We start from the raw sequence: 14,530 nt of genomic DNA, 5'->3' as shown, positions 1-14,530 counted from the left end.
CCTTGGCAATATGCGGTTTACTATAATGACTAGTTCCTCCAGAGCCAACTAGAACTGTACCAGCTTCCATCAAATTCCGACCTCGCGACCCGATTAGAATAGACTTGGTTTTCCACTCTCTTGGCCATAACCCACGTCTCTTCCCATTACCACGAATAAGTTCAATATCTCATATGCGAGAAAGGTAATTTGGAATGGACAAGTTGCTGGTCTCTTATTATTTTTGCATTCTCGGAGTAATAAAGAAGGCCAGCTAATAGCTGGCCAACATGAACGATTATTCCACGCCGTCCTTGAAGTTATTATGGTAGTGCTTGTCACCCTTATGCTCGAGATCAGCAAGTGTTTTTTCAAGTGTTTCAACGATTGTTTCCTTGACTTGTGTCAGTGTCTCATAAAATAATGCCTCTTCTGAACCTATAATTCTCACGCCGCTGATCGCTTGTATGGACTGAAAACGACGGTGTTCATCAGCAAGGACATCAATCGCAGCCAACGTATGTTTCGTTTGAAGGAACAAATCTTTATGATGTTGTTCGACCAGCCTACGTTCCAGTTGTTCCATTCTTAAGTTCATACGTATTATCTCCTTCATCATGAGATTTTTGCAAGCAACATCTTGGATTTCATTGTACAATTCTTTGCTCCCGAAAAACAACTGATGTACAAGCTGCTGCCTCGTTTTGGATTCGAATGCTCGTCTTTGGCGTACTAAGATGCTGTCAAAGGAAAAAGCATTATCATGTCATATCCTGCAAGGAAACGCCCACTGATAATGCCTTTTGGTCAAGATCCCATTTAGTGGGCATTTAGAAAGTGCCCTACCCGATAAGCTGTTTCCGGTATTGTGCCGGCATCCAGACCTTTACCCGTCCCGCATAAACGATCCCCAGTTCCTCTGCAATTTTCGCTGCCGTCATTCCTTGTAGACGCAACTCCTCTTCGTTTCCATGCTGTACGTTAAAAATTTTCGCCCCTTTTTCGCGATAACGAAAGCACCCCTATAGTTTCATCGGCTTTAACACTAGGATGTTTTTCCAATGTCCGCTATAAGGGGTGCACTTCAATTATGTGTCGGGCTTTATTTAATAACAGGGATTTGTAATATTGTTTACTTACTACCATCTATCTGTTATTGCGTCTAGTTTCCACTTATCATCTTCTAATTGAAACAAGAACATTTGCTTTTCTTTATCATTCCCTTTATCCCCATAGATGTGCTCCGTATAATCCAGGACAACAGGTTTTATATCTTTTGGTGGCGTGAACTCTGTTGGTATAACCGAAAAGTCTAACTTATCGATGCTAATAAAGTATTTTTTAAAGCTAGTTGTCGGCCCTAGATTCTCTGTTATGAGTGAATTATATACATCATAATTCCTTTCGTAGGACGCTTTAATTATAAGGTTCAATGTTTGTACTATTCCTAGTTGATCACCTTCATATTTACTTTCATCGATGTACGTTGGCTCGGTAATATTCGAATTATTATCTCCCTCAACCGGTTCATTCGTCACTTCTACAACAGGGTCAGTCGCAACTTCTTGGAAATCCTCAACTGTTGAAGTCTTGTTCCCCATCGAGCAACCGGCCAACATTAACGTTAGAAAAAAAATCATAATCATCTTCTGAATAGCTATCCACCACCATTCAAGTGTTTTCTTTTCTGTTATTAGAACGATGTTCATGTTTGAAAGGTTGCCATTCATTTCATATATTTTGATATAAAATACATCCCGCTCCATCCATTCGATCTGTTTACTATAAGTATCAGGAGTATATCCTTGCGATAGACAAAGAACGACATAGGAGAATAGTTCATAGGTTTGAAACCTCTTTCCTTTTACTAGCTGACTCGGCAGGGAGAAGACGTAGAGACTGCTCGTAAAAACGTAAGCAGAGAGTCGGCAAACGACACTCAGCCTAACATACATAAATCAGAAAATGAACAGAACTACTACCTTTAAGGGGTGTTCACTCTTGCTGTGTCTTTTTTCTAAATCTCTAAACCATATCCAATTGGTTATTGAAGCAGTATGTACCGCCCGCTTCCAAATGGACAAATATCTTGTCATTCCCAAAACGTACGCATATACTGCCTTTGGTATGCGAATAAATGGTCGATTCTACCAATTGGCCATTCTCCCAAGACACATCCACTTCCATATTGCCTTTCGCTCGCAATCCCTTGATGGATCCCCTCGACCAAGCTTCCGGCAGTGCAGGCAATAAGTGAATTTCTCCATTATGACTCTGTAGCAGCATCTCTGCGATCGCCGCAGTCCCGCCATAGTTGCCATCAATAACAAAGATGTTCGTCTCCGCACCTGCGATCCCAGGTTTGGAATATGTGAATAAATTATTAAAACATAATTCACCGATCAAATGTCCAATATGCTTATGCGCACGATCCCCATCATGCAATCTGGCAAAATGGAGACCAAATAGAGCGGCTGTAAACTCAATATCCTCTAGTTCATCTTGCAGCATTCTGTTCTCTAACGTAATTCTTGAGGCAGCGCTTAACTCCGGCGTCCCTTGTGGAGTGATTTGATTACTAGGATATAATGCGAACAAATGAGACAAATGCCTGTGCTCTGGCTGTGCTTCCTCATAATCCTCCAACCACTCCTGCAACTGCCCCTTCTTACCTACTTGTAATGGAGGCAAGATCGCTATTGCATCCGTTAACTGCTTCTGCAGCTCCACATCTCTCTCCAATAATTGTGCCGATTTCAAACAAAAGTTAAACAAATCGCGAACCAGCACTTGGTCCAAGGTAGATCCCATTGATAATTGCTGAACGCCCAGACTCTTATGACTTGGATAGAAATGATTCTCAGGTGAATTGGATGGCCCTGTAACCAACCAACCGTAGGACGGATGAATCGTCATATAATCCAGGAAGAAAGCAGCCGCCTCTTTTAACACCGGATAAGCTTTCCCTTCCAAGAATGCACGATCTAGCGTATAGTCGTAATGCTCCATTAGGTGTGTAGCAATCCATAGCCCGCCAGTCACATGAAGCCCCCAGGAAGTGTCCCAGCCTGGCGCTGTGAATCCCCATGCATTCGAGAATACATGCGCTACCCAACCCTCGCTGCCATAGAAATCACTCGCAGTAGAACGTCCTGCATGCGCAAGCTCCTCAATGTAACGCATTAATGGCAAATGACACTCGCTCAAATTGGATATTTCGGTCGGATAATAATTCATTTCCGTATTCACATCCAAATGATAATCACAGCTCCACCCCATACGGCAAGCTTCACCATCATTCCATATTCCCTGTAAGTTCAAAGGCAATGGAGAGTCCGCTCGCGAGCCTGTAATCGTCAAATATCTGCCATATTGAAAAAATAATGCAAACAAATCAGGATCATCGATTTGCCCCTTTTTGAACAACTGTATCCTTTCATTCGTTGGCAGAGCGGATTGTGCGGACGTCCCCAAATCCAGATCAACACGTGCATAAAGTCCACTATAGTCCAATATATGATCCTCTCTAAGTTGCGAATATCCCTTGGCAAGTGCGTGTTCTACTTGGCGCTTGGCATCTTCCTCCCAAGGGTCTTCTCTTCGGTAATCCGTATTCACTGCAAAATACACCCAGGCTTCATCGGCTCCCGATATAACCAGCTTTCCCGCTTCACTGCGGAGAGTACCGCCGGATACTAGCACCTTCACGAGACCTTCACTCCATACGCCGCATGTACCATCACTGTGTACTTGCTCCGTAGCCTGGCCTCTGAATGTTAGGGTGTCGGTGTTCAATACCTCGGTTTGGAAGGTTTCTGTACGCCCTTCGATACCCAACGTGAAGGAAACCGAACCCGGAATATCCCCCCATAAGCGGGAGGCTACAAGATCATCCGCATGTGTAGCGAAGACTTCACGTCGGATGGTATGGCCATTCACCTTGTAGGATGTATGCGAAATAGCCTCATCCAAATCCAGCTCGCGAATGAAGCTATCAAAATCAACAACGGTTTCGAAATAAAACTTTATGTCACACAGGGGCAGGTTTGTTCCAAAATTCGCTTTTTTCGGCTGCAACACTTGTTTGGCAAGTCTATCTCCTGTTGGATAGTCTCCCGCAAAAAAATGCTTTCTCATCTCTTCAAGATCAGCCTTCCGCTTAGACGTGGTAGCTGTTGCTTCCGATTTTCCCGACCAGTAGGTTACTTCAGTCATGCTCCATGTCTCTGAATCTGCGGCCCCATAAATGACAGCACCCATTCTTCCATTTCCGAGAGGAAGGCCCTCTGACCATTTGGCGGCGGGTTGCCTATACCATAGTTTATATTTACTCATATTGAACTCTCCTTGTTATCTATACTCTGAATCGTTCCTTCCCGTAATTAACTCGATTTCCAAGAACCATTCATAAGTACCGTGTGCTTCTACAACAGCAACAGACTTGTGCTCCATTGCATAAGATAAATCGTCCAGGAAGCCGGTAGCCGGTTCGATCGCTACATGATACTGTCCTAGATATCCGCCAGCATTCGCCCAGATGGACAGATAAGGAACCTTGTCCTTTGGGAATAGCATCGTTAATTGTTCTCCTGTAACGGGATCCAAGAGAGAGGCCTTCCCTTCGGCTAACTCACCTTGAAAATAATACTTCTCTGCCGTACGAGCCGTGGCCGCTTCCACCACGTTCAATCGTATCTGTTCTCGATCAGCATAGGGGATTGGCCACTTCTGGACATCTCCCCTCTGGCCCATCCGACCATCTTGTGAATAGGAGACAACTATCGTATTCATTTCGTGGGGCACTATCATTTCCATACCTTCTTCAACTTGAAACAGCGGATGGGCTGCCCATAAGAAAGAGAAGGGAAATGGGCTAAGATTCTGAACAGAATAATCAATCCGTAATCGTTGTTCTTTCGTGAACGAATAGGTTTTCTTCAGATGATACGGTATCCTCACCCCATATACCTCGCAACTGAGTTTTCCTTCATGTGCGAGGACATGCCAAGGAATCGACCACACCTCTCCATGATCAGGCAATTGTACCTCCTTCCAAGGAAATTCCGGATACTGACATACATTAATCGTTGGGAACATCTCATCCCAGCCACTACCGTCACTATCTGCGAATGAACTCGCATACCCATTGTTGCCAAGCGGGTTATCTGTTCTCGATAACCATTCTCTTCCGGTTTTCAGATTTTTCAATGAAATGACTTTGCTCCCTAGATTAGCAGCAATCGTGAGTTCGATGATCGAGTTCGTACCTGTCCATACCACCTGGTCATCCATCTGATGTTGCTTCCACTGCAACATGGTTGTTTTCCCCTTTCTCCTCTGATAAATATGAGAAAACCTCTATAGAGGCCATTCTTGAGGAACGACCGTATATAGAGGCAGCCTTGAATAATGAATTTATTTATAATGCGCCCTGAAGCGCAAGTTCCATATGGATGGCAGCACCTTGATGGCTCGGCTCGAGTTCAAGCGCCAGCTTAAAGTTCTTCACCGCTTCTGCTTGGTTTCCAAGACCTAAATGACCTAGCCCCATCATGTAGTAACAATGGATATGATTCTTCTTATTCAGATCCTCATCAAATACCAGGAAGTCTGGCAAAGAGACTGCGAAATAATCAATCTTTTGATCGATGAAGATATGTTGCTCTCCATAGTCCACTAGCTTGTTGAACCGGCTGCGAGCTGCTTTCTCATGACCCAATTGACGTAAAGCAACACCTTGATAGAAAATCATGTGCGGCGGTTGGTCATTATAGAACATCGCGCTTGTCGGTTCATCCAACCCTTGGGAAGCTGCTGCAAAATACTGCATAGCTTGCTCCTTTTCTCCAAGTTGTTGATGAGAGAGACCTAAGTAATAATGGATGTTATTCTCTTGGGCTCCTTCTAATTTACCCTCGTTCACATTCAACGGGTACTGCTTCGCTGCGAGCAATTGCTCTATTGCTTCCTTCGCCCGGCCTGCTTCTAGCAGCTTCTTCGCCCACTCTACCCGCGCTAACACGTATTGTGTCGGCACTTTGCCTTCGCCGCCTTCCCACGGGTGGAAGTTACGATTCATAATCAACGCAATCGCTTCTTCATGACGGCTCAAGGCGTTGTGCAATGTAATATACTCCAGGTACAAATCATCACGGATGATCACCAATTCCTTGTATTGATCCAAGTGGGCTAATCGTTTCTCAGATGAATAATTAAGCTTCTTATACAATTGATCCAACTCGTAAAATACTCGAGCGTCTGATGTATTCAGAGCAAATGCTGTCTCTAATGCAGTAAGCGCTGCATCCGGATTATGCTTTTTATTGAAATAAGCCAAAGCCAGGTTGCGATGTACGGTTGCAAATGAATCGTTCAACGCTACGGATTTCTCCCAGTAGGATACAGCTTCATCATGTCGCTTCTTATCAAACAACAAGTTGCCCATATAGTATGGTGCCTTTGAATCATTCTCGCGCAATGATGTCACATGCTTCAATACTACATAATCCTGAATCGAGTTGGGGAAGCAATAAGCAGGATTCGCTTCCTCCGCAAGGCCATAATAGGAATCACATGCAGCCAGGTCATTACACTTCATGCTATAGTATCCTTGATAGTAATGAACCATCGGATACACGTTGCCGCTTGTACGTTCAGCAATGCGGCCTAATACATCCAGGGCCTCTACATATTGCCCAGCATCAGCATAATCATGTGCAAGCGCAATATAGTTATGCGCGTCGTCACGCATCAGATTCACTAATGTTTGCTTCGCTTGATCAGCTTGCTCTTGATAGCCGGATTGCTCATAGATGCAGATCAATTCATTCCTTGAACCGAATTCCATCGGATCTAGAGAAATGGTTTCCTCTGTTAGCTGCTTTGCTTCAGCCAGACGATTGAGTTTTCTCAGGATAACACTCTTCAGATTACGAGCTTTGTAATTGCGTTGTTGCATCGTAAGAGAACGGTCAATCAGTTCAAGTGCTTCTTCATATTGCTGCTTCTCACTAGCAATTTGCGCTAGAGCATAATACCCGGTTGCTTGCCATGCTGCGGACCAGACTGCCTTGTAGAATGTCGTGAACGCTTCCTCCAAGCGGCCTTGCCATTTCAATGTTTTGCCTAAGTTGTAGAACGGCTCACTGTCATAAGGTCTTGCATTATGACGGGTCAACGTCTCAATCGCGTTTCTAAAGTACACTTCACTTTCTTCTAGCAACCCTCTGCGCAGCAGCAATAATCCGTATGCGTTATTCAGGCGAATATCTTCCGGATCACGTTTTAATCCTTCCAAATAATAAGCATCAGGCTCATACGTTGCATGACGATACTGCTCTAAGTGAAGACCTGCCAAATATAAAGCTTCTGTATTCTTCAATTCCTCCGGTGCACCGATCGCTTTCGCTGGAGCTGGCGTTTGCTCGATTCCCTTCGGTTTCGGCTGATACGAGATCAGCTCTCTGCCACTTGCAGTTAAGACCACAAGGATTAAATCTTCCTCATGCTCATTCCTATCGATCTCCATTTCAGTCGAGAATGTATCCACGGGTGAAAGCTTAAGCGTCTTGTCCAAATACGTTCGACGAGCACTTTTGAGCATGACATGCGCATCCTCGAATACCGAAGTTGCATAGACATGTACGGTCGCTTGTTGACCGGTCACTTCCAGATTCACAGCCGCATCAATAGAAGCGTTCTTCACCATGCCGACTTGTTTGTAGGGCATAAAATATTGCTTAAAGCTCTTCTCTTCATACGGTTGAAGCCATGTGAAATCTGGCTGGTTGTCTGTGTAGACACCGGTCATTAGCTCGATGTAAGGACCATCTTCATCTGTCAAATTACGATCCCAAGCTTGACCAAATTCTCCATGCCCCCATGTCCATTGCTTCTTGCCTGGCGAGACATGTTTATTCGCAATATGCAGCAGACCTGCCTGGACTTGATGATCATAGCCGCCAATAAAGTTATAATCTGACTGATAAGCCATATAGGAGGTTGGTACAGGAATATTGGTGTATTTGGAAATATCAACGCCTTCTGAGTAATCCATCTTGTAGTACGTTCCGGTTGCAATTGGGAATTTGGATACATCACGTTTCCCATGATCGAATACGGCATGTACATCGGGAGGAAATACCGATTGGCTATGATCATTAGCAGCCAATGCCGGATTCGCCCACCATAGGAACGTCTGAGGCTCCGATGTGCGGTTGTACATTTGTGCATGGACCTCTAAGTAAGCTTTGCCAGGATACAGCGTGAAGCCTGTTGTTACTTTCGTGCCGTACATCCGGTCGATTTCGCCTACCCATACCGTTTTACTGCCATCCTCATTGGCCTCGATGCTGTATTCAAGGGGTCCATACGTATTCGGACGGTGATGCTGCGGCCAGTTAAATTCAATACCGCCTGAGATCCATGGTCCAATCAGACCGACTAATGCAGGCTTGATCACTTGATTGTGATAGACAAAATCATAGTTATTCGTCTTATCGATCGCTCTATAAATTCGTCCGCCGATTTGAGGCATCATCTGAATTTGAATATATTCGTTTTCCAGGTACACCATTTGATAGGGCTTCATAACTTTATCATCATAGATTTTGTCAATAACCGGATGAGGATAGACACGGCCTGAACTGCCTTGGTAGACGCGTTTTTCCAGGAACATCGGATTTTTATCCGGCTCACCTACTTCATACGTAGGAATTTCAATTATTTCTTCCCATACCTTAACTTCAGCTTGTTGTGTCAATTCGCTCATCCCTTCGTATACAAGATGTATTTTCGTTACCCTTATCCTACGAGGTTTCATCACGAAAGACCATTCACTATCAAATGATGATGATGGATTATATGATGATTTTTGTTGCGTTTAAATGTTGACAAGCGTTTCTGGAAAAAGCATAGTGTATAGTATGGATACTATAAAAAAACAAGACGGATTCATGTCCCAAAAGCTGATTGTACTGCCCGATGATATCATTGCCGAATACGCGACTCACCCGCTCATCCGTCCGCTGTATATAACCGATATAGGCTACTTTCCACAGGCACTGCATCACTATCGTGAACGCCCTGCAGGCAGTGCTGCATATATCGTTATGTATTGTATTGCTGGTGAAGGCTGGGTTAGCCTCAGTGGTCAGAAGAAACAGCTCCTGCAGAAAGGCTCCGTCATGGTCATCCCTGCCAATATGCCCCATGAATACGGCTCCTCCGAAACCAATCCATGGACTATTTATTGGTTTCATATGAAAGGAGAGAATGCCGATTCCTTCTTTGAAGGCATAGATCAATATACGGCACCAACACTGGTATCGGTTGAAAATTCCGCCAAAATAATCGAGTTATTCCACCAATGTTATGATCTTCTGCAGAAAGGCTACTCCCTCAATCGCATTATTTATGTCTCACAATTGGCTTGCCATCTCGCGGCGCTCTTACGATTCTCGCAACAACAACCCAATGTGCCAGGGAAGCAGAAGAAGAAGCACGATCTGGAGCTCTCGCTCCAATTCATGAGCGATCACTTGGAGCAGAATATCTCCTTGCAACAATTAGCGGATCAAGCCAATTTGTCGGTTCCGCATTATACGCATGTGTTCAAAAAAACGACAGGCTACTCCCCCATCGATTACTATTTACGACTTAAGATTCAGCTCGCATGCCAGTATCTGGACCTCACCGAGCAGAGTATTAAGGAAATTAGCATTCGTCTCGGGTTTCAGGATCCCTACTACTTCTCACGACTCTTCAAAAAAATAATGGGGAAGGCTCCCCTCGTGTATCGAAATACACGAAAGGGATGACTTCCCCCATTCTTTTCCCGCTTACATCAAAGCCTTCTTACTCATCCCCAATAATTGCAAAACCGTAAATATGAACTGCCCGGCCTTCATCATTGTATAGACGGATAGTATTATTGCCAGCTTGCATCCAGATGCGAATTTCACGCTGATCCTTTATATCCCATACCGGGAAGCCCCAGCCGGCTGTGTTGTGCAAATTCGTTCTGTACGTGTGCGCCCCACCGTTAAGCTCTATGCTGAGGTCTCGGCTTTCCCCTGCACAGTAGTCAAAGCGCATTAAATAATAGCCGTCCTTAGGCACCATGATATGGTCGAACTTAAGCTCGCCTCCATTACCAAGACCTGTCACCTTCTCCACGCCTGCTGCATCCAACACAAGTTCTGCACCACCGCTCAGGCTGCCTTTTCCAACAGGAACATACAATTCCTTCTGCGGCTTGTTATCAATAATATGAATTCTTTCCAAAGCCGGCACAGCTCCTGCAATACGCTCCAGGAACAAGGCACTCTCGCCGCCAGCGAACGGAAATACCACATCCTTGGTCATGAATATTTTATTAGAGCCGCTTTGCGGCATGGCCATGTCCACTTTGTTGATTCCGTCACTGACACGCAGTGTCCAAGGCTCTGTTGCTGCATAGAACAGTCGGATGGTCTGAGGCGCATCCGTTGTTTTCACTGAAAACACAAGGCTGCCATTCAGCAATACCGCTTCCTGTTCATTGTCATAAACGACAGGCTCGCTACCTTGCCGCATTTGTCCCGCTGTTGCCCAGTACTCTGTTCTTGCATCACTCATGTAACCGGAACAAATTCCTTTTGGCAGCTCCGTGATTTCTTTGGTGATATAGATGCCGGCACCGCCGCCTTTCAGCAGTGGAAGCTCTATGACATCGGCAGAAGTCACCTTGATGCGCTTCACCTTCATCAATTCGCCGCTGTAGTCATCCTCATAAATATCAGCCTCAAACTCACCTTCAGGCAGGAAATCCATACTCAGACGCAGGATCATTGCTTCGTCTGTAATGCAGCCAATCAGCCAATCTTCTTGGGAACGGCGCATAATGGCTGCATGATGGCCTGGAAAACCAGACAGTACCTTCACCTCATCGTAAACAGGCTTCATGCGGCGTAAAAAATCGGTCCCTTTCCATGCCTCCAAATAATATATGGATGCTGCAATATGGGCAGCGCCTGATTCATAAACGACGGAAAGCGCCATTTGATGCCCTAACGTCGTGTTACGATTTTTGTTGGAGAACCCGGTCGGCGTATAATCCATGGGACCGATCACATTGCGTGTAAACGGAACCGTACAATTATGTCTCGCGTCCGGCATACCGCTCCACATATAATGTTCAATTCCCAGAATTCCCTCTGCCGTCATAAAGTTCGGCCATGTGCGTCCTTCGCCCATACATTTGGTTGCCCCATGGAAATTAATCATCAACCGATGTTCCGTCATTAAGTTTGCAATCATCTCATATTGCCACATCGTGTGCTGAGAATCGTTCTGGAAGAAATCGACCTTAAGCCCGTCTACCCCGCAGCTTGCCCACAACGGAATTTTCTCTTGTGCCTTCTCAGGGGTGTCGATATACTGCATGGCGCTCCACAGCCATACGACAATCCCTTTCGAATGGGCATAATCGCACAGCTCTTTCAGCCACGTAATATCCCAGTCCGCATCCACGGTGAGTCCTTCAAATCCGACCGCTGCCGCATAATCTACAAAGCGCTTCTGCTCTGTATATAGCTGTGCGCTATTCATATATTCCCACCAGCCCCATAAACAACGCCCCGGCTTGATCCAGCTTGTATCTTCCATCACAGAAGGCGGATTCAAGTTATAGTTGATGGTTGTATTCACCAATTCGTTCAAATCGTCTGTCACCACAATGACGCGCCAAGGAGAGGCGAATGGCAGTTTACAGGAGAGCGGTCGCCCCATTTCTTCCGGAGCGAATTCCAAGGACATGCTTCGCTGTCCGGCTCCGCGCAAATGACAAGAGCAATAGCTGCCATCCGTGTTGTATACCTCTGCTTCTGTAATCATGACCCAGCCGCCATTGTCAGCGTGGAACAAGCTTGGCATTCCGTAATCTCTGCCTTCTTTGTCTTCCCAGCCGGTACGGTCATAGGTGCCCTCATAGCTGTTCACCCAATGCTGCAACCACAATTCATTGTAGGCCTCTGCCAAATTAAAGTTTGTTGCTTCACGTAATACTTTCATCGGTTTGTCTTCATTAGAAAGTACTTGATAGCGGAAAGCAGCCCCATCATCATAAGCACGCGCGCACAGCACGAACGTATAAGCGCCACACTGGAACTCTAGCGTCATCTCATTCGCATGATTCTCGTAAACTGCTTTTTTACCCGCTGGTATGGAATAGTTCTCGTCCACAACAGCATGAGCTTCCTTTACAAAACGAAAGCCTTTTGTGAAATCCTCCAAATCACTTTCAAAGCCAAGCTTGCTTTGCTCGATGGCCGCTTTGCCATTGCGCTCAACCGCGTACCATAATTCCTTCTCGGCATTCTCAAACACTGTGAAACTAACAGCATGATTAGGCGAATACAGTTTCCACATAGATGCAATCCCCTGTCCATTCGTATTTTTTTATTCCGGCAACAAACGCACCATACAGCTTGCATAATCATGGTTAAGTGTAATCGTGAGTCCGTTGTTCATCAAAAACGCACCTGAATAGCTCTGCTGCTGTTGCTGCCCTTCTATCTCTACCAGATAGCTTGTTGTCGCATCCAGCCCTCTTGGACGAATCGTAAATACTGTGCGCCAGCGAGAGGGATGATCCAGGAATGCAAACAATACGCTTTCTTCTCCATTCTCGTATTGCACGGCCTGCAAGCCGTCCTTTTGTAACGAAGCCAACCGGTGTAATTGCCCAAACTGTATAATGGAACGGACTTCTTTGTAGAGCGCCACATATTTTTTCAGAAGCTCCATTTCCTCTTCCGTACTCTCATTCAAATTAAGTCCAATGCCAAGCGCACCGCACATGGAGATATGCAATCGGAACAACAGCGGCATGGCACGTTTGCCATTTTTCCCCGAATCCGTCACCCAGGCACGCATATATTTGATTGGATATAGATAGCTATACCCTTCCTGAATAGACAATCGGTCCAGAGGGTCCGTGTTATCGCTTGGCCAGAATTCGTCAAAGTATGGCATAGCGCCATAATCCACGCGGCCGCCGCCGCTTGCACAAGCCTCCCACTCTACCTCGGGATGCAGCGCCCTTAATGATTGGATAATATGGTAAAACCCCTTCGTATGCCGGTACCAAATCGTTTTAAATTCACTGCGATCCAGTACAGCAGAAGCAACCTCGCTCATCCCTCTGTTCATATCCCATTTGATATAGGAGATATCATTCTCCGTAAGCAACCGATCAATCTCTGCAATGATATAATCCTGTACATCTTGCCTTGTCAGATCCAGCATATACTGGTAACGCCCTTCCATCACCGGACGGCTTGCGTAATGATACACCCAGTCCGGATGAGCGCGATATAATTCACTGTCGGGGTTTACCATTTCGGGCTCAATCCACAAACCAAATTGCATGCCGCAGCTCTTCAGCTTTTGGGTCAGCGGTGCCAGTCCGTTTGGAAACTTTGTTGTGTTTATCCGCCAATCTCCCAAACCCGCATGATCATCGCTGCGCTGTCCGAACCATCCATCATCCATAACAAACAGCTCCACACCTATCTGTGCGGCCTTATCTATAAGCTGAAGCTGCCCCTGCTCGTTCACATCAAAGTAGGTGGCCTCCCAGGAGTTATATAAAACGGAAAGAGGTTTATCTGCCAGAGGCTTTGGCATGACATATCGTCTGGAGAATTCGCCCATTGCATTCGACATTCTGTCAAATCCATCCGGTGAATACCCCAGATAGAGAGCCGGTGTTTCCAGAGCTTCCCCGCCTGTCAATTGCCATTCAAAGTCGGTATCGTTCATCCCCGCCAAAATATTTAAATATTCGTAGGGTGTTTGCTCCAATACGATTTTGAAATTTCCTGACCATGCCAGTGCGCCATAATAGACCTCACCGTATGTTTCTCCCGCATTTTGATGCAGAACAAAGCTCGGATTCGCTACATGACCCGTAGCGCCGCGCAGACTTTCCAACACCGTTTTTCCGCCCGTTATTTTTTGCTCGTAAGCATCAAAGTCAGAATTCCACATGCCGTTAAAGTTTTTCAGATTCCAGCCTGCCCCAGGCAACGAACATTCTCCCGAATGCAGACGCTCCACGGTAACGACTTCGCTGCCACTGTTTTGTACTGTGCGACGCTTTTCAATGATATCTACATCTTCATATACCTTGTAGTGCAGGGACATTTGAAGCGGATACACCGTGTCCTCCAGGGTCACGGTGAGTTCGTCATTGTCAATCGTATGCCCCACATAACGATAACGAAAATCTCTCACACCATCGGCAAACGTTACTTTGAAAGAAGTTTCTTTGAACCGCATGGTTCCAAAAGAGGAGCATTCTTCTCGCTTAACATCATTGAGGGGATGAAAGCCTTGCTCCCATACATAGGGCTCATTCTTGAAATCCTCAATCGCATCTATGCGTGCACCCCAATATAGATGACGCAAGAGCCCTTCCTGATCTACACTAAAGCTATACGAGCAGTTTCTTGTGTTTAACAAAAAAACATTGTTTTTTCCTATGATGATAGCCATCTTATGTCTCCTT

The 14,530-nt window shown here is 45.5% G+C and carries 8 protein-coding genes; 1 reads left to right on the top strand and 7 read right to left on the bottom strand.

The features are described 5' to 3' along the window. Positions 1–277: 277 nt before the first annotated feature. From D3P07_RS12140 to D3P07_RS12120, 5 genes are all read right to left on the bottom strand, one after another. Positions 278–577 carry a hypothetical protein gene (locus tag D3P07_RS12140; RefSeq protein ID WP_119800807.1) on the bottom strand — a complete coding sequence of 100 codons (300 nt, stop codon included), beginning with the start codon at positions 575–577 and terminating at the stop codon, positions 278–280. Between the two features lie 541 nt (positions 578–1,118). Continuing rightward, positions 1,119–1,745 carry a lipoprotein gene (locus D3P07_RS12135; protein ID WP_119800483.1) on the bottom strand — a complete coding sequence of 209 codons (627 nt, stop codon included), beginning with the start codon at positions 1,743–1,745 and terminating at the stop codon, positions 1,119–1,121. A gap of 259 nt (positions 1,746–2,004) precedes the next feature. Further along, the gene (locus D3P07_RS12130) at positions 2,005–4,314 is read right to left on the bottom strand and encodes a glycoside hydrolase family 95 protein (protein WP_119800482.1); all 2,310 of its coding nucleotides are present in this window, start codon (positions 4,312–4,314) and stop codon (positions 2,005–2,007) included. Between the two features lie 15 nt (positions 4,315–4,329). Further along, entirely contained in the window at positions 4,330–5,295 is a 966-nt protein-coding gene (locus D3P07_RS12125) for an aldose epimerase family protein (RefSeq protein WP_119800481.1), read from the bottom strand. Between the two features lie 103 nt (positions 5,296–5,398). Continuing rightward, the gene (locus D3P07_RS12120; protein WP_119800480.1) at positions 5,399–8,749 is read right to left on the bottom strand and encodes a DUF5107 domain-containing protein; all 3,351 of its coding nucleotides are present in this window, start codon (positions 8,747–8,749) and stop codon (positions 5,399–5,401) included. Between the two features lie 154 nt (positions 8,750–8,903). Between D3P07_RS12120 and D3P07_RS12115 the strand changes: the two genes are divergently transcribed. After that, positions 8,904–9,797 carry an AraC family transcriptional regulator gene (locus D3P07_RS12115; RefSeq protein WP_119800479.1) on the top strand — a complete coding sequence of 298 codons (894 nt, stop codon included), beginning with the start codon at positions 8,904–8,906 and terminating at the stop codon, positions 9,795–9,797. A 37-nt stretch (positions 9,798–9,834) separates the two neighbouring features. Here D3P07_RS12115 and D3P07_RS12110 read toward each other — a convergent pair whose 3' ends face one another. Both D3P07_RS12110 and D3P07_RS12105 read right to left on the bottom strand, forming a co-directional pair. Continuing rightward, a complete protein-coding gene (locus D3P07_RS12110; RefSeq protein ID WP_119800478.1) occupies positions 9,835–12,387 on the bottom strand; it encodes a glycoside hydrolase family 97 N-terminal domain-containing protein in 2,553 nt (850 codons plus the stop codon). A 30-nt stretch (positions 12,388–12,417) separates the two neighbouring features. Continuing rightward, positions 12,418–14,517 carry an alpha-galactosidase gene (locus D3P07_RS12105; protein ID WP_119800477.1) on the bottom strand — a complete coding sequence of 700 codons (2,100 nt, stop codon included), beginning with the start codon at positions 14,515–14,517 and terminating at the stop codon, positions 12,418–12,420. Positions 14,518–14,530: the final 13 nt, after the last annotated feature.

The organism is Paenibacillus sp. 1011MAR3C5 (assembly GCF_003591485.1).
In the GTDB taxonomy this organism is placed as follows: domain Bacteria; phylum Bacillota; class Bacilli; order Paenibacillales; family Paenibacillaceae; genus Pristimantibacillus.
The sequence above is the reverse complement of the archived record's forward strand: the minus strand, read 5'-3'. Positions and strand labels throughout refer to the sequence as shown.

Coding starts and splice junctions, on each gene's coding strand:
- D3P07_RS12140 (WP_119800807.1), bottom strand. CDS start 577: ATGAACTTAAGAATGGAACAACTGGAACGTAGGCTGGTCGAACAACAT.
- D3P07_RS12135 (WP_119800483.1), bottom strand. CDS start 1,745: ATGGAGCGGGATGTATTTTATATCAAAATATATGAAATGAATGGCAAC.
- D3P07_RS12130 (WP_119800482.1), bottom strand. CDS start 4,314: ATGAGTAAATATAAACTATGGTATAGGCAACCCGCCGCCAAATGGTCA.
- D3P07_RS12125 (WP_119800481.1), bottom strand. CDS start 5,295: ATGTTGCAGTGGAAGCAACATCAGATGGATGACCAGGTGGTATGGACA.
- D3P07_RS12120 (WP_119800480.1), bottom strand. CDS start 8,749: ATGAGCGAATTGACACAACAAGCTGAAGTTAAGGTATGGGAAGAAATA.
- D3P07_RS12115 (WP_119800479.1), top strand. CDS start 8,904: ATGGATACTATAAAAAAACAAGACGGATTCATGTCCCAAAAGCTGATT.
- D3P07_RS12110 (WP_119800478.1), bottom strand. CDS start 12,387: ATGTGGAAACTGTATTCGCCTAATCATGCTGTTAGTTTCACAGTGTTT.
- D3P07_RS12105 (WP_119800477.1), bottom strand. CDS start 14,517: ATGGCTATCATCATAGGAAAAAACAATGTTTTTTTGTTAAACACAAGA.